At 68.4% G+C, this 21,583-nt stretch carries 15 protein-coding genes, 1 tRNA gene and 3 pseudogenes; 8 read left to right on the top strand and 11 right to left on the bottom strand.

What is annotated here, in order from left to right; translation table 11 throughout:
- Nucleotides 1-36: 36 nt before the first annotated feature.
- Nucleotides 37-1,718 (bottom strand): annotated as a pseudogene (locus tag ACFXMG_RS31155) (ISAzo13 family transposase).
- A 124-nt stretch (nt 1,719-1,842) separates the two neighbouring features.
- On the opposite strand from ACFXMG_RS31155, the gene ACFXMG_RS31150 reads away from it, so the two are divergent.
- Nucleotides 1,843-2,658 carry a transposase family protein gene (locus tag ACFXMG_RS31150; RefSeq protein ID WP_383818628.1) on the top strand — a complete coding sequence of 272 codons (816 nt, stop codon included), beginning with the start codon at nt 1,843-1,845 and terminating at the stop codon, nt 2,656-2,658.
- 135 nt (nt 2,659-2,793) lie between these two features.
- Here the strand turns inward: ACFXMG_RS31150 and ACFXMG_RS31145 are convergent, their stop codons facing one another.
- The gene (locus ACFXMG_RS31145) at nt 2,794-5,316 is read right to left on the bottom strand and encodes a hypothetical protein (RefSeq protein WP_383818499.1); all 2,523 of its coding nucleotides are present in this window, start codon (nt 5,314-5,316) and stop codon (nt 2,794-2,796) included.
- 500 nt (nt 5,317-5,816) lie between these two features.
- On the opposite strand from ACFXMG_RS31145, the gene ACFXMG_RS31140 reads away from it, so the two are divergent.
- Entirely contained in the window at nt 5,817-6,944 is a 1,128-nt protein-coding gene (locus tag ACFXMG_RS31140) for a hypothetical protein (RefSeq protein WP_383818501.1), read from the top strand.
- Between the two features lie 218 nt (nt 6,945-7,162).
- Here the strand turns inward: ACFXMG_RS31140 and ACFXMG_RS31135 are convergent.
- Nucleotides 7,163-7,804: pseudogene (locus tag ACFXMG_RS31135) on the bottom strand (DUF5655 domain-containing protein); the annotation flags it as partial.
- 71 nt (nt 7,805-7,875) lie between these two features.
- On the opposite strand from ACFXMG_RS31135, the gene ACFXMG_RS31130 reads away from it, so the two are divergent.
- From ACFXMG_RS31130 to ACFXMG_RS31120, 3 genes are all read left to right on the top strand, one after another.
- On the top strand, nt 7,876-9,087 hold the full coding sequence (locus tag ACFXMG_RS31130) for a tyrosine-type recombinase/integrase (protein WP_383818630.1): 1,212 nt from the start codon (nt 7,876-7,878) through the stop codon (nt 9,085-9,087).
- On the top strand, nt 9,084-11,555 hold the full coding sequence (locus ACFXMG_RS31125) for a tyrosine-type recombinase/integrase (protein WP_383818503.1): 2,472 nt from the start codon (nt 9,084-9,086) through the stop codon (nt 11,553-11,555). Before ACFXMG_RS31130 ends, ACFXMG_RS31125 begins: the two co-directional genes overlap by 4 nt.
- Nucleotides 11,556-11,617: 62 nt before the next feature.
- Nucleotides 11,618-12,043, top strand: a complete 426-nt coding sequence (locus tag ACFXMG_RS31120) for a hypothetical protein (protein WP_383818505.1) — start codon at nt 11,618-11,620, stop codon at nt 12,041-12,043.
- Here ACFXMG_RS31120 and ACFXMG_RS31115 read toward each other — a convergent pair.
- Entirely contained in the window at nt 12,018-12,242 is a 225-nt protein-coding gene (locus ACFXMG_RS31115; protein ID WP_383818506.1) for a hypothetical protein, read from the bottom strand. The genes ACFXMG_RS31120 and ACFXMG_RS31115 overlap by 26 nt on opposite strands.
- A gap of 367 nt (nt 12,243-12,609) precedes the next feature.
- Between ACFXMG_RS31115 and ACFXMG_RS31110 the strand changes: the two genes are divergently transcribed.
- On the top strand, nt 12,610-12,924 hold the full coding sequence (locus ACFXMG_RS31110; protein ID WP_383818507.1) for a helix-turn-helix transcriptional regulator: 315 nt from the start codon (nt 12,610-12,612) through the stop codon (nt 12,922-12,924).
- Nucleotides 12,925-13,201: 277 nt separating this feature from the next.
- On the opposite strand, the pseudogene ACFXMG_RS31105 reads toward ACFXMG_RS31110, so the two are convergent.
- A pseudogene (locus tag ACFXMG_RS31105) lies at nt 13,202-13,591 on the bottom strand (amidohydrolase family protein); the annotation flags it as partial.
- A 1,068-nt stretch (nt 13,592-14,659) separates the two neighbouring features.
- Here ACFXMG_RS31105 and ACFXMG_RS31100 point away from each other — a divergent pair.
- Nucleotides 14,660-15,877 (top strand): tyrosine-type recombinase/integrase, encoded by a 1,218-nt coding sequence (locus tag ACFXMG_RS31100; protein ID WP_383818509.1) that lies wholly within the window; start codon nt 14,660-14,662, stop codon nt 15,875-15,877.
- 97 nt (nt 15,878-15,974) lie between these two features.
- Here ACFXMG_RS31100 and ACFXMG_RS31095 read toward each other — a convergent pair.
- A tRNA-Pro gene (locus tag ACFXMG_RS31095) sits at nt 15,975-16,048 on the bottom strand.
- A gap of 407 nt (nt 16,049-16,455) precedes the next feature.
- Between ACFXMG_RS31095 and ACFXMG_RS31090 the strand changes: the two genes are divergently transcribed.
- Nucleotides 16,456-17,664 (top strand): acyl-CoA dehydrogenase family protein, encoded by a 1,209-nt coding sequence (locus ACFXMG_RS31090; RefSeq protein ID WP_383818511.1) that lies wholly within the window; start codon nt 16,456-16,458, stop codon nt 17,662-17,664.
- Between the two features lie 61 nt (nt 17,665-17,725).
- Here ACFXMG_RS31090 and ACFXMG_RS31085 read toward each other — a convergent pair whose 3' ends face one another.
- Genes ACFXMG_RS31085 through ACFXMG_RS31065 form a run of 5 tightly spaced genes read right to left on the bottom strand, consistent with a single transcriptional unit; the run spans nt 17,726 to nt 21,580 of the window.
- On the bottom strand, nt 17,726-18,298 hold the full coding sequence (locus ACFXMG_RS31085) for a GAF domain-containing protein (protein ID WP_383818513.1): 573 nt from the start codon (nt 18,296-18,298) through the stop codon (nt 17,726-17,728).
- Nucleotides 18,295-18,918 (bottom strand): ATP/GTP-binding protein, encoded by a 624-nt coding sequence (locus ACFXMG_RS31080; RefSeq protein ID WP_383818515.1) that lies wholly within the window; start codon nt 18,916-18,918, stop codon nt 18,295-18,297. The genes ACFXMG_RS31085 and ACFXMG_RS31080 overlap by 4 nt, the downstream gene beginning before the upstream one ends.
- Nucleotides 18,896-19,267 carry a DUF742 domain-containing protein gene (locus ACFXMG_RS31075; protein ID WP_383818632.1) on the bottom strand — a complete coding sequence of 124 codons (372 nt, stop codon included), beginning with the start codon at nt 19,265-19,267 and terminating at the stop codon, nt 18,896-18,898. The genes ACFXMG_RS31080 and ACFXMG_RS31075 overlap by 23 nt, the downstream gene beginning before the upstream one ends.
- A gap of 2 nt (nt 19,268-19,269) precedes the next feature.
- Nucleotides 19,270-19,704: a roadblock/LC7 domain-containing protein gene (locus ACFXMG_RS31070; RefSeq protein ID WP_351105369.1), complete on the bottom strand. Its 435-nt coding sequence runs from the start codon at nt 19,702-19,704 to the stop codon at nt 19,270-19,272.
- Nucleotides 19,705-19,711: 7 nt separating this feature from the next.
- Nucleotides 19,712-21,580, bottom strand: coding sequence for a sensor histidine kinase (locus ACFXMG_RS31065; protein WP_383818516.1), 1,869 nt, complete (start codon nt 21,578-21,580; stop codon nt 19,712-19,714).
- Between the last annotated feature and the right edge of the window lie 3 nt (nt 21,581-21,583).

Here is a 21,583-nt window from a genome sequence, read left to right as displayed (position 1 = left end):
GAGAGGAGTGACGATTCACTTAGGGCTTGCCGGGAATCAACACGTTGGTTTGATCTTGTTTTGGTCGGGGTTGAGGAACCTGGTGATGTCTTCCCGTGTGCGGAATCGGGCTGTTGAGGCGGGGAGGTGGACACCATGGGCTTCCAGGAGTGGGCGGACATCTTTCGCTGCGCGGCTGATGGTCATGGGGGTGGTGTTGAAGAGCTGGCCCAGGAGGTCCATGGCCGCGAGTTTTCGCAGGTGGAGCACGGTGACCAGGACCCGGTCGGCTGAGGTGAGTTTGGCTTTGGCACCTGCGCCAGGGGCCACCAGACGCTCGTGACCTCGACGTGTGCGGAGGATTTGCTCGCGTCCAACCTCCATCGCTGGGGTCATCAGGTCGATGAGTTCGCTGAGCTGCCGGCGGGTCATCCCGGTCAGTTCCGGGTCCTGGAGCAAGTGCCGTGTGAGGTGAGTCGGTCTGTCTGCCGGGGCCTCGCCAGGTGTGCTGCTGGTGGTCGCAGCGTCTGTCGGATGCTGGGGGTGGAGAGTGTAGTTCCAGTAGCCGTGGAAGCGGTGGCAGGTGATGGGCAGGGCGGCGATCTCCTCGTCGCTGATGCGGATGCCGGTGGGGTACTCACCGCTGTCGAGTTCGGCATGCACGGTGAGGCCGGTGCGGCTGGTGGTCGCGGCGATGGTTTGGAGCATGACTTCGTGGCTGGTCAGGGGCCTGCCGCGCCAGTTCATGGTGATGTGAGAGAACAGCCGGTGCTCGATCTTGTTCCACTTCGAGGTCCCGGGCGGAAGGTGACACACCGTGATCTCAAGGCCGGTCTCGGCAGCGAGGTCGGCGAGCTGGGTCTTCCAGCCGCGGGTGCGGTAGCCGTTGGAGCCCCCGCCATCGGCGGTGATCAGCAGACGGCGGGCGCGGGGATAGTCGTGCCGGCCGCGGGCCTGCCACCAGCGCCGGATCGAGGCGACGGCGAACGCCGCGGTGTCGTGATCGGTGCCGATGCTGACCCAGCCAGTGTTCGCCGCCATGTCATGGATTCCGCAGGGAATCGCTTTCTCGGCCTGGCCGGGGAAGTCGTGCGTCTTGACCCTCACAGGCTGCCCTGAGGGCTGCCATTCGTGCCCGGCGTTCTTGTAGTCGCCGATCAGTTCCTTCTTCTTGCTGTCCACGCTGATCACCGGGTCACCGGCGTCCCTGTGGTCTCGTGCCTGGTCGTTGAGGCAGCGGAACTGGCCGTCCCTGTCGGAGTGCTGGGCACCTTCGATGGTCTTGGAGTTGGCCTGCAGACTGAAGCCTTCCTCCCGCAGCAGGCCGGCGACCGTGTCGGCGGAGACTCGATGGCCCTGCCGGGTCAGCACCACAGCCAGCTTCCGGGTCGACTTCGTCGTCCAACGCAACGGCGACATCGGATCGCCCCGCTCGTCGGGCTCGACCAGCGCAAGCAGTGCCGGCCGCAGCCCCGGATCAAGGTCCACAGCCTTTTCCGACCCCCGCCAGAACGACGGACCCGCCCGACCAGAACCTGACCAGACTCCACTTCAGCCGCACCGCGCGAGACCGTGCCCTCTCGAACCCCGGCCGCGGCAGCGACGAGCCTGATCCCACCATGCCCGAGCGACAGCGCTTCCGCCCCTATGGCCAGCCGACGCTGCCGCTCGTCCAGATGCGGCAACCATGCCTGGAACTTCGCAGCCAGGACGGCCTCGATCCCCTCCGGTCTCCCCATACCAGAACAACGACTCCCACAGCCGGAAGCCACGACTTGATTCCCGGCAAGCCCTTACGAGTTGGTGCGTGATAGTGGGTGAGGCATCCGTGCTGGTGGGTGGCATGATCCGATCGTGACGATCATGTTCGACCGGATGGTTCTCGCGGATCAGGTGTTCACGGGCATCTCCCGGCTTCATCTCGCCCGCCTGCTTGAGGAGTTGGCCGACCCGTGGCAGGCCGCTGTCGAAGGACGATGCCACCAGACACGCGGTGGGGCCAGGAAGCGAGCGGCAGGGGCAGGCGCCCGGCATCAGTTGGTGTACATCGATCGGCTGGTCGCCACACTGATCCACCTGCGGCACGACCTCCCACACTCTCTCCTTGCCCTGCTGTTCGGTGTCGACCGCTCCACCGTCACCCGCGCGATCGGAGAGATACGCAGGCTCCTGGCCGAGCGGGGATGCGCGGTCCCCGACCGCCCTGGCCTGCGGCTTCGAACCCTGGCGGACGTGTTCGCTTATGCCCAGGCCGAGGGCGTCGAGCTGCGGCTGGATGCCACCGAGGTCCAGGTCCGCAGGCCCCTGGCCGGCCGTGGCGGACGCCGTGCGTTCGTCTCGGGCAAGAAGAAGCAGAACACGATGAAGGCCACCGTCGTCGCCGACCGTCAAGGCCGAACGCTCTGGACCGACGCCCTGCGGCCGGGGCGGATGCACGATGCGACCGCCGCACGCAATGAGGGCATCGGCGTCTGCTTCCAGCACTTTCCGGACGTGGAAGTACTGCTGGACGACGGCTACCTCGGTCTCAGACGCGATCATCCTGGCCAGGCCATCACGCCACCCAGAAAGCCGAACAAGATCGCCCTCGCCCGCCCCGCCGGCAGTCGTGCCCGACCGCACCGAGGCGGCGGAGGAGAGGCAGTTGCTGCTCGCGACCGCCACCGCCCACCCGCTTAGCGGTCCCGGCATCGCTGAGCAGACCGGTCGCCCTCGCCTCCCAGCCCGACGGTGCCGGTCTCGAACAACAGCGGGCCCGCACGTACCAAGTACGTGCGGGCCCTCTTGCTGAAGAGATCAGACCTTCCAGGCCGGTCAGATCTGCAGGATCAGCGTCTCCACCTGGTCGAGCGACGTCACGCTGGCCCGGGCCGCGTCCCGCGCCTTCGACAGCTTCTCCATCCACTCGATCCGCTGATCGGCCGGCAGCGGATCCTCTCCGAGCTGGGCCCGCAGACGGCGTGCCTCCTCAAAGTCCGTCATCAGCGTGTGGGCGGAGTCCACGGCCCGCTGGTAACTCCCCTCGACGAGCTCGACACGGGCGGGCAGCTGCTGCCGCAGCGCGTCCAGCTGGTCTCGGGGGTCGACCCGCACCTCCTCGCGGGAGGTGCCGCCGTCGCCGGCACCAGCACTGTTCCCGGTGCCCATGGAAGTGCTGGCGTCTCCTCCGGCCGGGGCCGGGCGGCCGAGCTCCACGGGGAACATCTCGTCGAACCACGCCTTGTCGGCGACGTAGCCGGTGGGCCGGCCCTCGATGTCCGGGGCGATCACCATGCCCGCGGTGATCGGCGTCCGGTCCTTCTCGCTCCAGTGCTGCTCGCCGTAGCAGACCATGGGCGTGCCGTCCTGCGCCTCGGGCGGCTGCGTCGCGTCCGGGTGCTCCAGCACGGCCTTCGCGAACGCCAGGAGAAGGGCCCGGCTGATGTTCGGGACGTTGCTCTGCGTGTACGCCAGGGTAAGAGCGGCGAGGGCACTGCTGGGGGTGCGGCGCACGCCCTTGCGCCCTTCGTTCGCCTCACTGCCCTGGCCGGGCGTGATGAACGGCTGCGGCGCGTGGATCAGCGCAGGCGCCATCCGCTGGACCAGGGCGGTCCAGGCGGTCGGGTCACCGGCCTCCGCCCCGAGGAACAGCTCCTTGAGCGGCCGGGGGTCCTGCCCGGCGCCCTCCTTGATCTCCGTCGTACCGAAGAAGCCCAGCGCGGAGAGGATGTTGCCCCGGTGCAGAAACAGCTGCGCGACAGCCGCGGACCACAGCCGCGTACGCGCCTCGGCCGTCTTCGCCCGGATCTGGCTCCACGCCGGCTCCTGCAGTGCGCACCGCACGATCGGCCAGAACCGCCCCGTGTCACGGACGGTCCGCCTGCTCGACTTCGGCGTCGTCTCGGGCGGGATCCCGGGAAACACGAGCGCGGTGATGGCCCGCACCGCGATGTCGCGCAGCACGACGGGCGAGACCTCCTCGCCGGCGGGGACGAGCGGCTCGAGCGGGTCGAGCGGCCCGTTGGCGGTCAGCGCGTCGCGCACGCCGGCCAGGTCGAGGAGGTCCGCACCTCGGGCGTTGGGGAACGCCCCGGCAAGGGCCGTGGCCAGGAGCGACGCACTGGCATAGGAGTCGACGAGCGTCGCGAACAGGGCGATCAGGCGCGCATCCTCGTCGTAGGGCTGAATGCCGCGCAGGTGGTCGTTGACGTTCAGCGTCCTCAGGACGTGTTCCAGCGCCTCCGGCCTGCTGCAGCCGATCACGATCTCCGCAGACACCGTGGCGATCTTCCCCGCCCGCAGCGACGGGTCGGTCAGCTCCGTTTCCGGGTGGGCAGCGTCATGGTTGAGCCGGGTGGAGATCCGGTTCAGGATCTCCCGCAGACTCAGCAGCAGCAGCCCGGGGTCGGCCTTCTCCTTCGGAAGGGACACCAGGGACTGGGGCAATCCCGTCACCAGGTGCTCCGGACGCACGCGGAAGACGTCCAGACGGGCCAGCGCCCGGTTGTTGCCGGTCACGGCGGCCAGCCGCCACGGCTTCGACACCGTGCCGTCGGAGCTGGTGATCTGCCACTGCTGAAGGACGTTCATGCCCTTGGAGAGCTGGCCCGCGTCCACCAGGGACTCCACCAGGTCGTACCCGCGGGTCCTGCCGGCACGCTCCAGGCTCTCGGCGGCGTAGCGCTGCAGGTGGAAGGCCACCGCGTACGGCTGCTCCGCCAGGACGAGCGCTGCCTTCGGCTCCCCCTCCTCCTCCGCGGAGCGGACCACGGGGCGCGGCCTCCGGTTACCCAGGGCAGCGAGGAGGACCTGACGCCTGTCCTCAAGCTCGGTCACGCGGCGAAGGGCGTCCTGGTGCTTCTGCGTGGCCGCCGCCAGCGCCTGCGCGGTGTACGGCTCGTCTCCCGGCGCGCGACGGCAAGCCTCCGCCTCCTTCTCGGCGGACTTCGCGGCCTTGGTGGCTTCCTCCAGCGCCGCCTCGGCGGCGACGAGGTCCTCGACGCGCTGGTTGGCCTCCGGGAGGGGCGGGGACCAGGCCGGGACAGTGCGGTCGTTGAGGTGCCACGGGGCAGCCGCGGCCCCGTGGATATCGCACATCAGCAGCAGCACCTGGTCGGTGCCGGCCTGCACGAGCCGGTGAGCAGTCTGCTTGAGAACCCTCTTGCCCCGCTGGGTGGAGATCAGGTTCTTGATCTCGGTGTCCGGGAGAGCGGTAGCGAGACCCTCGGTGATCGCCTGCCGGGGAGGCGGCACTACCTCCAGGGCGGCGCAGGTGTTCTCGACCGCGTCCGCGAGGCGCTCACCCCAGATGGTGGTGCCGATGTAGGGGTAGTCGCCGTCAGGCCGCTTCGTGGCCATGGTGTCGTCCTTCCACCCGGCCGTGCCGGGGCAAGCACAAGCCCCGTCTCTCGGGGACATGACACGCGCCCGAGCGCAAAGCCTCGTGCCGGCAAGACGTGAACCGGCACCCATGAACGGAGATGCGCGGAATTCCCTGCCCCGTACGGTCCACCTGCCAACGTCCGAAGAAGGATCAACCCGACAGCACCATGGGGCGCTTGGGAATCTCGCAGCTTGCTCCTGCTCCGCCGACGGCGGCATGAGGCGGACGCCGGTGATGAGCCACCGACGTGCACCGCCGAATGTGCCACCGGTCTCGGCGCCCCGGCGAGCCGAAACGGCAGAGTTCACTAGATCAGGTGAACGGCCCCCACGAAGCCTGAGTGCAGAGCGAGTTGAGGTAAGAACAGTGCGCCGGGAGTCAGGGCCGCCAAGGGCGCACCTCTCCCACCGTGCTCCCATCTCCCCGCCGACCACGCAGTACGCGAGCAGGGCCAGCCCGGCGACCGGAGTGCCCCATGGACAATGGCGTCGTGGCCTTGACCGGAGAGAAGTACGCCCAGCTCAACCAGAACGAGCCGACCTCGGACGACGCCGGCGGGGGACGCTGGATCGCGTGCGACGAGTCTGGATGGGATGGCGAGCAGCTCGTCGGCCGGCAGCGCCGTTTCCTTGTCTTCGCGTCCGTCGCCATCGACGACGCCGAGGCGGCCCCACTGATCGACACTCTGCGTAAGCAGGCCCGGATCCAGCAGGCCGGGGAGCTGAAGTTCCGCCTGTTCAAGGACCGCGAGGAGCGGTGGTCCCTGCTGAAGGATCTGTGGGGCCCCGCCTGCGCTCTGCACGAACGCTGCTCGGTGTACGTGGTCGACAAGGAGTACGCCGTGGCAGCGAAGGCGATCGATCTGCTGCTGGAGGAGAAAGCGCACGCCGAAGGGCGGAACCTGTACGCCGAGGGCAAGGCGCGCGCCATGGCTCGGACCCTGGCGCTCCAGGGACCGCGTGCCCTTCCGGGCGCGCTGTTCGATGCGCTGATGTCCTCGTTCGTGGCCCTGGCTTCCCAGCGCGCCCTGGGACGGGAGGAAGCCGCGTTGGGGGCGTTCTTCGCAGCGGTCGAACAGGCATGGGGCGCCTCGACGCGGCGGCCCGTAACTGAGGTGCTGGCCCAGGTGCGCTCCGCCCGGCCGTACGCAGCGGCCCTCCACCAGGAGGACTCCCCGTTCCCGTCGCTGGAGATGCTCATCCCTGCGGTCACTCAGACAGCCCGCCGATGGGGACACAGCCTCGGGCTCGTCAGTGTCCTCACCGATGAACAGCGCGTATTTACCGACGACGTCCTTCGCACGGTGCTGGAGTACGCCACCAGCCCGATAGGCATGACTCTCCTGACCCGCGAGAGGGGCGCCCCCGTGCACACCGTGCTCCGCGGCTCTTCCGCCGGCCACCCGTCCATCCAGCTGGCCGACCTGCTGGCGGGGGCCGCAGCGGCCGTGACCGAACGCCAAGTAGGCAACCCCTCCCCCGCCGCCGAGGGGCTGTGGCCGGTCATCGTGCCCTTGGTCGAACAGAGCTCGTTGATGCCCTACGACAACCCGGGCCGCCAACTCGCCGGGATCGAGACCCGCCGCACGCGGCGGTCCGGGTAGTACTCGCAGGGCAACCTGCCGAGATCCTCGTTCGGACCTTCAGGGCAACATGCGTGGCGAAAGGTAACTGAGAATCCCCGGTTAGCCTAACCGGGGATTCTCTCGATGATGGGTACTCCACCGCCACTTCCTGCCCGCCCGTCGAAAGGCCCCGACCGACAGAGATGCCGAAGGAACACGCCACCCCCGACCGCACTGCAATCACGCCCGGCCGGCCTTCACGCCGCCGCGTAACTGGCACGGAACAAGTCCTGGGCTTGCTCCAGGTCCTTCTCGCTCCGCAGGCGAACCTCCAAGTCACCTGTTCCGTGGTGCCCCACGCCCGTCACATTCCTGATGAAGCCAGGGACAAGGTCAACCTGGGCGGGGTCGAGGGACAGATACACGTGGACCTTGGTGCGCTGAGGAGGGCAAACGCTCGCGAAGTTCTGCAGCCGCCGATAAGCGCTGTAATGCTTGCGCTGCACCTTGGTGATCCCATCACCGAGGCCCAGAAGGACTTCGTCGATTGCAGCGGCCAGCTCCGCGATCCGCTGGTCCCCTGCCGGGGCGCCCCGATCCGCCTTTGAGTGCTGCTCCGCGCCACCCTGCGTAGGCAGCCCAGAGGCTGTGACCAGGGTCTCAAGCCCGAACAGATCCGCGCCGAAGAATCGGTAGCGGACGAGGTCGATACTGCGGCGATGCTCGCGTACGGCATGGAGGTCATAACGGGTGTAGTCGCCGGCGACACAGATCAGTCGAGGTCCGCTCCAGAGCACCTGGGCCGCCGCCGCTGCCCCGAGCTGTTCGCGGACCAGGTGCTCAAAATCGCTTCGGTGGTCCACGAGCCAATTCAAGTAGAAAAGTCCCTGGTTGATGACCTGTTGACTGAACCACTGGCGGAGTTTTCGCAGGTCAGTGACCTTGCGCTAGAGGCATCGTTGAGTTGGCCATGGAGGCATCGAGAGACCTGTCAGCCCTGACCGTCCCCTTGGTCGGAGAGCTGGTGGTCATGGCTGATCCCTGGGACCCCTACCGGCTCATCGACCCGGCTGGGCAGCCGGTCGAGGGAGCTGGCGCCTTCCTGCGGGATCTGCAGGGCGCGGGTCGTTCGGCGGCGACGGCCCGTTCCTACGGGATGGATCTGTTGCGCTGGTTCCGCTTCTTGTGGGCTGTCGAGGTGCCGTGGGACCGGGCGAGCCGGATCGAGGCGAGGGACTTCTCCCGCTGGCTTCAGATCGCCGGCCAGCCGAGGCGTCCGCACTGGCGGCGCCCGAGTGAGGCGGGTCGGTGGGCCGCGGGCGGGAAGCCGTACGCACCGTCGGTACGAGCGCACAGCGAGACGGTGCTGCGGACCTTCTACGACTTCCACCGCGACATCGGCACCGGACCGGTCCTCAACCCGTTCCCGCTGGACCGGTCACGTCGCGGCCGACGGGCTCACGCTCACCGCAACCCGATGGACCCGCCTCGCAACGAACGCACCGGGCTCTACCGGCCAAGAGTGCCCAAGAGGGTGCCCCGCAGTGTCCCTGATGAGGAGTTCAACGAGATCTTCGCCCGGCTCCCGTCGCACCGGGACCGCGCACTGGTCGCCTTCTACATCTCCACCGGCGCCCGGGCCAGCGAACTGCTCAGCACATGGCAGGCCGGCGTCGATCCGGGGCGCCAGCTGATCTCGGTGGTCCGCAAGGGCACTCGGGAAGTCCAGGAACTCCCCGCCTCGACCGACGCGTTCGTCTGGCTGCGGCTCTACCAGCTGGAGATGGACGACGCGATCCCGCGAGGGCGACGCCTTCCGCTGTGGTGGACCCTACGCTCGCCGTCGAGACCGCTGACCTACCACGCGGATCACCGCATGTTCGAGCGGGCGAACGCCAAGGCGGGGACGTCCGCGACGCTGCACGCGCTGCGGCACACCGCCGCCTACCGGATGTCCGAGGATCCCAGTCTGCCCCTCACCGATGTCCAATTCGTTCTTGGCCACGTCCAGTTGACCACGACACAGCTCTACCTCACGCCCCGCAAGGAGGTGGTGATCCGGCGACTGCTGGCCCACCACTCCGAACAGGCGCGGCAGGCAGCCGTCCGCATCGCACCGCCTCCCGCAGCCGACTACCGGCCGGAGAGCCTCGATGTGCTGTTCGGAGCCGGTGCTCGATGAGCACCATCTTGTCGGCGGACGCCGACCGCGCACTGGCTCTCGGAGTTTCACCTGGGCGCAACCGCGCAATGGCCGCCCAGAAACGCTTCCCCGCCCGGACCGTTCCTGACAGTTGGCCGGGCACCGAGCGCTCGCGCGCCGAGGCGGCCCGACTGCTGTCTCGTCCGCCTTACACGCTGGAGAACGCCGGCAGCGAACTGCACCACAAGCATGGCATCGTCATGGTGCTGGACTGGCTGGAAGACCAGCCCGGGCAGACCTGGCAGGAACGGTGGCAGGCCAGCGGTATCGAGCAGGCCGGCGCCGCCTGGCGGCCGGTGATCAATCAGTGGCTTCACGAGCGCGGCCTGAAGGCAGCCTGGCGCATGCCAGTGGTGGGCCGGGCCCTGACAACGTTGATCAGCGCTGAGCTCCTGCGGCCGTCGGTGGAGTGGCTGGCCGCCGGCGCCAGCCGCCAAGGAGTGTTGGTCCGCTCCATGGCACACAGCCGTGATCCGCGCGGATTTGAGCGCCTGCGCGAGCTGGGCGCTCAGGTCCAGGGCGTGAGCCCGGGCGCTGTCAGCACGACGCTCTGCCGCAGCGCCCTCATCCTCGCGGCGAAGGGCGGCAGGCTGGCCGACATCACCGTCGGTGATGTCCTGGAACTTCTTGTGATCCAAGCCGTAGTGCTCAAGCGGGCGATGGCGGGGACCGAGGTATTTTACCGCCTGCTGCACCAGTTCGGGGCCCTCGGGGAGGGCGCCCCGCAGAATCTGCGCGAGGTCCGTAACCTGGGACAGCGGACACCGGAGGAGCTGATCGACCGCTACGGGCTGATCTGCCGTCCCATCCGTGACCTGCTGGTGGACTACCTGCGGGAACGCCAGCCCGCGCTGGACTACAACAGTCTGAGGTCCCTCTCCTACCACCTCGGCAAGTGTTTCTGGCAGGACATCGAGCACCATCATCCCGATGCCGACAGCCTCCGCCTCGCCTCGGACGTCATCGGGCAGTGGAAGCAGAGGATCCGCACCAAGGACAAGACCGTCACCGGTCCCGACGGCCGGCGCACGAGCGCAAAGGTCGAGAGGCTCAATCACCGGGACACGCTCACCCAGGTGCGGGCCTTCTACCTCGATATCGCTCAGTGGGCCCTGGAAGATCCCGGCCGCTGGGGCCCGTGGGTGGCACCGAGCCCGGTGAGGGCTGACGAGTTGGAGCACCGCAAACTACAACGACGACGCAAGGCGCGGATGGACGCCCGCACCCGTGAGCGCCTGCCGGTGCTGCCGATTCTTGTCCGCTCGGTCGACCAGCTTCGCAGGGACGCTGCCGCGGAATTGGAAGCCGCCCGACACACCAGCCCCGGCGAGGTGTTCACCGCAGCCGGTCAGCAACTCGTACGCGCCGTGGTTCCGCACGGAACGGCCGGCCGGATCTGGGCCGAGGACCCGGACACCGGCAAACGCCGCGATCTGGGACTCGAGGACGAGCGAGCCTTCTGGACCTGGGCCGTGGTCGAGGTCCTGCGGGCCACCGGCATCCGCATCGAGGAACTACTCGAACTCAGCCACCACAGTTTGGTCCAATACCGGCTGCCCACCACCGGTGAACTCGTCCCCCTCCTTCAGATCGTCCCGTCGAAGACGGACACCGAGCGGCTGCTGCTGGTCAGCCCCGAGCTCGCCGACATCCTGAGCGCGATCATCTGCCGAGCCCGAGACAGCTCCGGGGCCGTTCCCCTGGTCCGTTCCTACGACCGCCGCGAATGCGAGTGGCAGGCGCCAGCCCCGTTGCTGTTTCAACGACGCATCTCCGGCGAGGACCGCGCATTCACCGAGGAGACCGTCCGCACCATGCTGGACCAGGCCCTCATCACCACGGGCCTGACCAATACCACCGGCGACCCACTGCGCTACACACCGCACGACTTCCGCCGCCTGTTCATCACCGACGCCATCCTCAGCGGACTGCCACCGCACATTGCCCAGGTCATCGCAGGCCACCAGGACATCAACGTCACCCTTGGTTACAAGGCCGTCTATCCCGAAGAAGCGATCCAGGCACATATGGCCTTCCTGACCCGCCGCCGATCCATCCGCCCAAGCGAGGAATACCGCGTCCCCACCGATGATGAATGGCAGGAATTCCTGGGACATTTCGAGCGGCGCAAGGTTTCCATCGGTGCCTGCGGCCGCGCGTTCGGCACCCCCTGCATCCACGAACACGCCTGCGTGCGCTGCCCGATGCTCTGGCCCGACCCCACCCAACGCGACCGGATGGTCGAGATCCGCGACAACCTAATCGCTGGTATCGCCGAGGCCGAGCGCGAAGGCTGGCTCGGAGAAGTCGAGGGGCTCCAGGTCAGCCTCGCCGGGGCAGAAGACAAACTCGCTCAACTCGATCGCCGCCGCGGCCACCACACCGTTGTCGACCTCGGGATCCCCACTCGGCCGCCAGCTACCAGTCCCGCGACCAGCACCTCGTGAAGGTAAAATGATCAGAGGATATCCGTGGTCGCCGAGAAGCTGTGCCGCCTACACTCCAGCCCATGCGCAGTGTGTTCGTGTTCCCCACAGTTGAGCGAGCTGAGACCGTCGCCTTACTCGATCGGCACCTTCCCCAGCAGCGCGATCCATGGACTCTGGACGGCAACCTCTACATCGAGATCGACGATGAGCAGACCGGCTACCTCTTCTACTGCTGGGATCCCGACGACGTGGCGGCCATCGAAGCGGCCGTCGGATACCACCCCACCTGGGCTGTGCAGATCGACATCTCCGGGCGGATAGATGGCACCGCAGAGATCCACCAACTGACCGCGCTGCTGCTTGAGCACGGAGGCGTGGCGATCGACGACTACTCCGCCCACCCCTGGACCTTGCAGGAAATCGAGACCGGAGCAGTGAACGAAGGTCTGCACTTCTTCGACTTTCGCGCCTACCACGAACTCAACCGCGGGCAAGCACATTCCTGACTGATCGGCACTCGAGGTCAAGTTCAGAGAAGACTCCCGGGTCCAGCCCCCGCTTGTACTCGACAACGACAGGTGCACCATTCCTGTCCAGCCCGAGCGAGTCGATTCGACCGGCGTGGACCGGCCCCGTGCCGTACTCGGACGCAAGAAAAGTCACACCAAGCAGTGTCTGCATATTGACCTCGAAGAACCGCTGCACGCATGCCTCTGTAGCAGCGAGCCGCGAAGTAACCTCACTGGCCCCGCGACTCGTCGCATGAAACAACCGCAGTCCCAACACCCCCTCCATTAGACCATCGTCAACGCGAAGCGCCCCTCATCTATTTCCTCACGAAGGACTCGTTTCGCAAGGACGTGCTTCAAAGAGTGGATTCCGCTCGGGGCTTCGCGCCACCAAGGGGCAGCAGCACCGCAACGCCAGTGGACTGGCTCGCCAGGGGCTGTGCCTGGAACCTCTGACACCACGCACCGAGCACACACGCTGGCCATGCACCGACTACGCAAGCCAGCCGTGACTCGACTGCCGGCCCCACAGAGGACCGCCAACGCACCTACACCTGCCCTCAGTGAATCCCGAAGCATTTCCAGATTACCCAAAAGCCATTGGAGCATTCGAATTGCACGAGATAAATTGCGCACCCAAGGAATCCGATTACAGCCTTGCTCACATTCGTGCCACATGGAATGGAACAGGCAGCGTGGCGGAAGCATCCCGGGCATTTGGTTTCTCGCGCGCGACCGGCTACGAGTTGATTCGACGGGGCGCGTTTCCCTGTCGCGTGCTACGCATCGGGCGCACCACGCGCGTCGTCACCGCGTCCCTGCTTCGTGTGCTCGAAAGCGGGGAGCCCGAGTACAACACCGGGCCGGTCTGTGTCTGAACTGAGGGCGCTTGGCATCTTCGATCGGAACGGCGCCGCGGTTATCGCCGGCAGAGAGCGGAACGAGGCCGTAGCCCGGGAGCGCCCTGCGGTTGGCATGACTTGGCGAAGCCTCCGTCATGGTCAACCATAACGAAGCCCCGGCTCGGGGGATCCCGGCCGGGGCTTCGCGTGTCACGTGGTGTCACAGTCTCTGCGAAGTGAGGCGGACTGAGCGCCGCGCACCGCGCAGTTTTCGCACTGCATCGACTGTGTGGACTGTCCTGGAAGGGTCCTACGACCTGATCATGTGGAACGCGTAGTCGACCGCGCAGTTCCCGTCCGCCTTCTCCATCCAGGCATCCAGACCAGCCCTGAGTGCCTGCCCCTTCGCCTGCACCGCGAAATCCACGATCGTCGTCGTCCCGCCCCACGCCGCCGCCCGCGTTCCCGTCTCGAACGTGTCCGACGCGAACGTGCCACCGAAAGGCAGCTCCATATGCGTATGCGCGTCCACCCCGCCCGGGATCACGTACTTCTGCGACGCGTCGATCACCCGGTCCGCGGTCCACTCCTGCGTCCCCGGCGCCGCCAGCGCCACCACCCGGCCATGCTCGATCAGCACATCCGCGTGCACCTCGTCCGCGGCCGTGATCACAAGACCGCCGGTAATCAGAGTCCGAGTCATACCCCAGCCATCCCTTCACGCCGACCACCGAACAGGCCACCACCGGCACAGGCCGAGGCCACGCCCTCGCCCGCCGGCCCCCTCACGCCGCCACCTCGCACGACACACGGCCTACTCCGCCAGAAAACCCCTGGTCACGCGACCGAACGAAACCCTTGGCGTACCTCGCGTTGCACCAGGCGAAGTCACCGAGGCCGCCGGGCTTGCCGTCGGCGTCACTGCGGAAGGAGGCGGCGTCAGCGACGTTGGCGGGGCTCTGCTCGGCGGCGTCCCCGACGTCGTTGCCCCACTCGCTTAATCCCGGAACGACAGCTCAGCAGCGTCCGTCCGGGCGTGAATCGGGGTTCGTGCCATGCACGCACTAAAACAGGTCGACGCCCGAAGAGCCGGGATCGGAAGAACCCTCAGGGCAGCGACACTTCACGGCGAATCCGAGAGTGGCCACTCACGTGCGCGGTCATCGGTACGACGTGGTTTCTGCGCTGGGACCTGAGGACAGGCCGCTGGGAAGTGCCCACCGCAGATTGAGGGCGCAGAACATAGCACGGAGTCTCCGGTTAGGCGAACCGGGGAATCTGCGGATGATTACTGAACAGATGCCAAAGGCCAGTGCCGAACCTGAGGCACGCGAAAGTTCAAGCCTCGGGCGCAACATCGGCGGTGCGTTCTCCGTTCGCGAACGACCCCGCCCCTCACTGGACTTCCGCGCCGATCCGTCTAGTCTTCCGTACTCCCAGGAACCCGATCACCCTTGCCCCCCGATCCCATTCCCCCCAGGCCCTGCACCGCGCCATCCTCCGATCAAGCAGCCTCCGTGCGATCTGCGCACGACTGTGAGATGCCCCTGAACGATCCCCGTCCGCTACTTCTCACCAGCGGGTGGTACTCAACCAAGGAGCTTGCCATCCATCTCAGTGTCGACGCTTCGACATTGCGCCGATGGCGTAGCGCTCAGCCGCCGCAAGGTCCTCCCTTCATCTCGGTGTCGGAGCGCGTCGTCATCTACAGCGTGACCGACGTCGAGGATTGGCTGCATAGCCGCCGCACTGCCCCCAACCGGAAGGCTAGATGACCCGCATAGAAACCGTTCCCATAGGCGTGCGGCTCTCAACAGACATCGAATACAGACCCAGCAGGGCAAATCCGTATCGCGCACGTGTCCGCTGGTTCGATCCCATCACCAAACGCCGGAAGTCCCTGTCCGAGGGAAAGGACAGTGAGGACGAGGCGCAGGAGTGGATCCAGTCCATCATGGAGGCCGCCGAAGCGGGACTCGCTCCCTCGACGGCCACGATGCAGCTCTCCACCTACGGTGACTCCAACATGGAACTGGCATTGCGTGGGCTTGAATTGAAGACGCGCGATCCCTATCTCTCGGGATGGAGGCTCCGCGTCGTGCCTTCGCTGGGACATCTGCCCGTCCGAATGATCACGAATGGTGCGGTCGACCGCACCGTACAGAACTGGATCGCCGACGAGCACGGCCTGTCGACCGTCAAGAACACCCTCGCCGTCCTGGTCTGCGTCATGGAACAGGCGGTTCGTGACGGCATCATCAAGATCAACCCAGCTCGCGTCACAGGCTGGCAGAAGCTCTACAAGCAGGCCGAGGACGAGCTCCTCGACCCGCGGGCGCTTGCCCTGCCGAACTGGGAAGCCCTGGTCGAGCTGGCCGGCGCACTCGTTGCCGCCTCCTACGGCGAATACCGGGGCTGGGGCGAGGTCGTCCTGTTCGCCGCCTGTACGGCCGCGCGCATCGGTGAGGTCTCTGGCTGCCGTGTCGGGGACATCAACACGACCAACTGGATCTGGACCGTCCGGCGCCAGACCACCCCCGCTCCTGGCGGCCTCGTCGACAAGGGAACGAAGGGCAAACGGGCCCGCCAGGTCCCCATCATCGAGGAGATCCGCCCCCTCGTCGCCCAGCGCATCCTGGCCGCCGGCCCCGATCCCGACGCGCGCATGTTCACCGGCCCCCGGGGCGGCCGTATCTCCACCGCCGTCCTGCGCGACGCGACCCACTGGGACGACGTCGTCCTGAAGCTCGGTTACGAACACCTGCGCCGCCACGACCTCCGCCACACCGGTCTGACCTGGCTCGCCGACGCCGGCGTCCAGGTACACGTCCTGCGAAAGATCGCCGGCCACGGTTCACTCACCACCACGCAGCGGTACCTGCACCCCGACGTACACAAGATCACCGCGGCCGGCGCCGCGCTGTCGGCACACCTGACCGCACTCCGTGCGCCGCGGTCCCTGCCGAGCCCGATCGTGGTCGCGCGCTGACCGGTCAAGGCCGTTGGTCCCCAACTGGTCCCCACGAACGAGACAGAGGCCGTTTCAGATTGCTCTGAAACGGCCCCTGATCTGCGACTTCGAAAAGTCGGGACGACAGGATTTGAACCTGCGACCCCTTGACCCCCAGTCAAGTGCGCTACCAAGCTGCGCCACGTCCCGTTGCCCGTCTGACCTGGGGTTTCCCCCGGCCTGGCGTGCAAGAGAACCATACCGCACTTCCGCTGGTGGTCACGAACCGCTTTTCGGGCGTCACGGTGGGCGTCGCAGCGGCGCCACGGCGGGCGCCACAGGGCAGTGGCATATGTCAGTGGCATAGGGCATCGGCATGTGGCGGAAAGACGACCCTCCGTGAGGGGGTTCCGACGGAGCGTATAGCTCCAGAACACGCAAAACACATCCGGAAGTGATCGTCAATAGCACCTGTTTCGGACAAATACCGAGGCGATATTGATCCACCCCGGAAAGATCAACACCATGAACGGGTCGGCCTGTTCGGGACGGGACCACCGCCGATGCACCACCTGCTCGGACCACGCCGGGCAGGCGTTTCGCAGGGAGGTACTCGTATGGACAGCTACTTCAGCAGCCGGCTCCATCATCGGCTACGGGAGACGGTCCGTGGCTTCGCGGAACGGGAGGTGAGGCCCCGGATAGACGAGATGGAAGCCTCCCGGACGGTTCACCACGAGCTGTCCCGGCTCATCGCCGAGCAGGGCTGGTTGGGCGCGACGATCAGCCCCGAGTACGGCGGCATGGGTGCGGGACACCTGGCCAAGACGATCATCATCGAGGAGCTGTCCCGGGTCAGCGGCGCCATGGGCGCCATGGTCCAGGCGTCCCAGCTGGGCACCGCCAAGATCGTCCACTTCGGCTCCGACGCCCAGCGCAAGACCTGGCTCCCCCGGGTCGCCTCGGGCGAGTGCCTGCCGACCATCGCCGTGACCGAGCCGGAGTCCGGCGGCCACGTGCTGGGCATGGCGGCGAGCGCGGTACGGGACGGCGACGACTACATCCTCAACGGCAGCAAGGTCTACGTCGGAAACAGCCACGTCGGCGACCTGCACGGCGTCGTCGTCAGGACCGGCCCCGGGTCGAAGGGGCTCACCGCCTTCCTCGTCGAGTCCGACCGCCCGGGCTTCCGGCTCGGGCCGCAGCAGCCCGCCATGGGACTGCACGGCTTCAGCTTCGGCGAGCTGATCTTCGAGGACTGCCGGGTGCCGGCCGCCAACCGGCTGGGCGACGAGGGCGACGGTCTGGCCGTCGCGTACTCCTCCAGCGTGCTCTACGGGCGGGCCAACCTCACCGCCGTCTCGCTCGGGATCCACACCGCGATCCTGGAGGAGACCACCCGCTTCGCCACCGAGCGGATCCGCTACGGCAAGCCGCTCTCCGAGCTGCCCACGGTGAAGCTCAAGCTGGGCCAGATGCAGTCCCGGCTGATGACCGCCCGGCTCGCCGCGTACCACGCGGTGCACCTGCTCGACCAGGGCATGTCCTGCGACACCGAGCTGATGAACGCGAAGCTGGTGAACGTCGAGTCGGCCATCGACTCGGGTCGCAACGCCATGGAGATCCACGCCGCCGCCGGTCTCTTCACCGACCGGTCCATCGAGCGCTACCTCCGCGACGCGCACCACATCTTCGCGCCGGCCGGCACCTCCGACATCCAGCTCCTCCGGCTGGGCGAGGTCGCCCTCGGCCAGGACAAGGGCAGCTGGTCGGAGCGGCTCTCCGAGCTGGTCCGCACCCCGGACCTGGAGCCCGCCTCCGCGTGACGGGACGGGTGAGGGCCCGTACGGCATGCCGTACGGGCCCTCACCACCGCGCGGACGCGGGTCAGAACATGTTGTCCTCACGGCGGTGGATCTGCTCGACCAGCTCCGCCGCCATCGCCTTGATGGTCTCCAGTCCTGACCGGCCCCACGGCCGCACGTCGGTGTCGACCACGCAGATCGTGCCGAGCGCCACGCCGGTGCGGTCGATCAGCGGCGCGCCCATGTACGACCGGATGCCGATCTCGTCGACGACCGGGTTGCCCGCGAAGCGCGGGTAGTCGCAGACGTCCTCCAGGACGAGCGCCTTCCGCCGCACCACGACGTGCGGGCAGTAGCCGTGGTCGCGCGCCATGAACCGCCCGACGCCGCCCGAACCGGCCGCCGTCGCGCCCAGGTCGCTGCCCGAGTGGGAGCCGCCCGGGGTGTGCAGGCCGGCGAAGAACTGCCGGTTCTCGTCGATGAAGTTGACCATCGAGAACGGGGCGCCCGTCACCTCGGCGAGCCGGTGCGCGAACTCGTCGAAGGCCGGCTCCGGGCGCTCCCCCAGGCCGAGTTCGCGCAGCCGCCGGACCCGGTCCGGGGCCTCCTTGTCGATGGGGGTCAGGAGGAGGTGACCGGTCGGGTCGTAGGTCATGACGTGACTCCGAAGCTCGGCTCGCTGGCCGGTGTCGAGTTGAGGAGGTGCTGGACGAGGGTCAGCAGGGTGCTGATGGCGGAGCTGGAGATCCGGGCGTCGCAGAGGACGACCGGCACCGCGGCGTCGAGGTCGAGCGCCTGCCGGATCTCGTCCGGGTCGTAGCGGAAGGCGCCGTCGAACTCGTTGACCGCCACGACGAAGGCGATGCCACGGCGTTCGAAGAAGTCGATGGCGGAAAAACACTCCTGGAGACGCCGGGTGTCGGCGAGGACGACCGCGCCCAGCGCGCCCTCGGACAGCTCGTCCCACATGAACCAGAACCGCTCCTGGCCCGGGGTGCCGAAGAGATAGAGGACGTTGCGGTCGTCGAGGGTGATCCGGCCGAAGTCCATCGCCACGGTGGTCGTGGACTTGCTCTCCACGCCCTCCAGGCTGTCGGTGGCGGCGCTGACGGAGGTCAGCAGCTCCTCCGTGCTGAGCGGTTCGATCTCGCTGACCGCGCCGACGAAGGTGGTCTTGCCCACGCCGAAGCCGCCCGCCACCAGGATCTTCAGCGCGGTGGGAAAGGGATCGGCCGGGAAACCGTCATGGCGTTCAGAGCCGCTGTCGTAGGCCATCGAGCACTGCCTCCAGCAAGGAACGGTCGGATGGGTTGGCGTGGAAGCGCGGGGCGCGCGCGGTGAGGGCACCGCAGTCCACGAGGTCGGAGAGGAGGACCTTGGTGACGACGGCCGGGAGCCTTAAGTGCGCCGCGATCTCGGCCACCGAGGTAGGCCCGTCGCACAGCCGGAGGGCCAGGCTGTGCTCGGGGCCCATGTGCGCCTGCGGGCCGGATCCGGTCGCCATCACCAGGGAGAGCAGGTCGAGCGAGGCGGTGGGCTTGGTCCGGCCGCCACTCACGGTGTACGGGCGGATCAGCCGGCCGGCCGCGTCGTCGAGCCAGGGCCCTTCCTGCGGAGGAGACACGTTCACTGACCGGCGCCACCCGCCGCTGCGGCCGCCTGGCGGGCGGGCGTCACCAGGTACGGACGGACGCTCTTGACCAGCATCGCCATCTCGTAGCCGAGGACGGCGGCGTCGGCCTCGCGTCCTGCGAGGACGGCCAGGCAGGTGCCGGATCCGGCGGTGGAGACGAAGAGCAGGGTGGAGTCGAGCTCCACGACGACCTGCCGGACCTCGCCGCCGTCGCCGAACCGGACGCCGGCGCTGCGGCCGAGCGAGTAGAGCCCGGAGGCGAGGGCCGCCATGTGGTCGGCCGCGTCGGGGTCGAGTCCGTGGACGGATTTCACCAGGCCGTCGGAGGAGAGCAGGACCGCGCTGCGGGTGTACGGGACCCGCTGGACCAGACCGCTCAGCAGCCAGTCGAGATCCGAGGAATGGCCGGTCGGCACATTGCTCGCCATCGTGTATCTACTCCTTGTGAGCGTCGCCGTGACGCAGCGACTCCTGGGGGGTGGGCTGGGATTCGGCGAGGCCGATCCCACGCTGGAACGCGGCCATCAGGCCGGGGTCGTGCAGGGCGTGCTCCTCGCCGTGGCGGGCCTGCGGCTCGTCGCGCAGCTGCGGGACGAGGTGTTCCTGGGCGCGCCGCTTCGGCAGATCGGGACGGGCGGGCGCCTGTGCCCGGGGTGCCGGCGGGGCCGGCGGTGCGGAGGAGCCATAGCCCGCGGGGACGGCGGGCGCGGGGGACGCGGCCGGCGCCACGGGGGCGGGGGGCTGGTAGGGGTACGCGGCCGGGGCCGGCGCTTCCGTCGGTACGGAGACGGGGGCGGCGGCCGGGGCGCCGAAGGGGCCGGGGGCGGGCGTGGGCCCGGGGGCCGGGGCCATGGCGGGCGGGAGCGGCGCGGAGGGGGCGTCGGGCCGGGGGTTCGGCTGGGGCGCCTGCGGCGGCTGCGGTGCCTGCTGTGGCTGCGGTGCCTGCTGCGGCGGGGTGTGCCGCGGCGGGGCCTGCTGCGCGGGGATGTGCGACTGCGGGGCCTGCTGCGGGGTGCCGCCGCCGGTGACCGCGGCGGTCTGCCGCTCGTGTTGGGCGAGGCCCTCCGGGTCGGCGCCGAGGAGGCCCTGCGGGAGGACGAGGACGGCCTGGATCCCGCCGTAGATGTTCGACTGGAGGCGGACGGCGATGCCGTGGCGCCGGGCCAGCGCGGAGACGACGAAGAGGCCGATGCGGCCGTCCTGGAGCAGATGGGCGACGTTGACCTGGTCGGGGTCGGCGAGCAGGGCGTTCATCTTGCTCTGCTCGGCGACGGGCATGCCGAGTCCGCGGTCCTCGACCTCGATGGCGAGGCCGGCGGTGACGTACTGGGCGCGCAGCAGCACGGTGGTGTGCGGCGCGGAGAAGACCGTGGCGTTCTCGACGAGTTCGGCGAGGAGGTGGATGACGTCGGCGACGGCGTGGCCGCGCAGGGTGCCGTCGATCGGCGGGACCAGCTTGACCCGCGGGTACTGCTCGACCTCGGCGATGGAGGAGCGGAGCACCTCGGTCATGGTGACCGGGTTCGACCACTGGCGGCGGGAGATCGCGCCGCCGAGGACGGCGAGGTTCTCGGCGTGGCGGCGGATGCGGGTGGCCAGGTGGTCGACGTGGAAGAGGCCCTTGAGCAGCTCGGGGTCCTCGACCTCGTTCTCCAGTTCGTCGAGGAGCTGGATCTCGCGGTGGACGAGGGACTGGAGCCGTCGGGCGAGGTTCACGAAGACCTCGACCTTCTGCTCGTCGCCGACGCTGCTGGAGAGCCGGGACGCCTGGACGACGGCGGCGACGGCGACCTCGTGGGAGCGGGTGAGCTCGGCGCCGAGCCGGTCGAACTCGTCGCCGCCCGTGGTGACGGGGAGGGCGGGCCGGGGGGCCAGGTCCTCGCCGCGGCGCAGCTGTTCGACGACCGTGCGCAGTTCGCCCTGGGCCTGGGTGGCCTCGCGGCGGAGCGCGGCGGCGCGGTCGAGCACGGCCCGGGCGACGCGGTCGGCGCCGAGCGCCGCGGCGGTCACCGAGGCGATGGTGAGGGCGGCGGCTCCGGTGAGCGCGGCCCACAGGCCGGCGGTCGGGGTGGTGCCGGTGGAGCGGAGGGTGAAGAGGACGGCGGCGGCGCCGCCGAGGGCGACCGCGACGGCGGGGAGGACCGAGGTGCGCAACAGCTGGGGGCGTATGCGGACTTCGGCGGGGGTGGCCGTCGCGGACCTGGCCGGAGGGGTGCCGGTGGACGTGGTGCGGGCGCCCGATCGGCCGTGCCGCCCGCCCTCGCGGCGGTCGGACCGCGGGGCGGGTGCGCGAAGTTGTGACATGGG

It is taken from the genome of Streptomyces sp. NPDC059201 (genome assembly GCF_042754585.1).
Lineage (GTDB): Bacteria > Actinomycetota > Actinomycetes > Streptomycetales > Streptomycetaceae > Streptomyces.
This window is presented reverse-complemented; position numbering and strand designations above follow the sequence as displayed.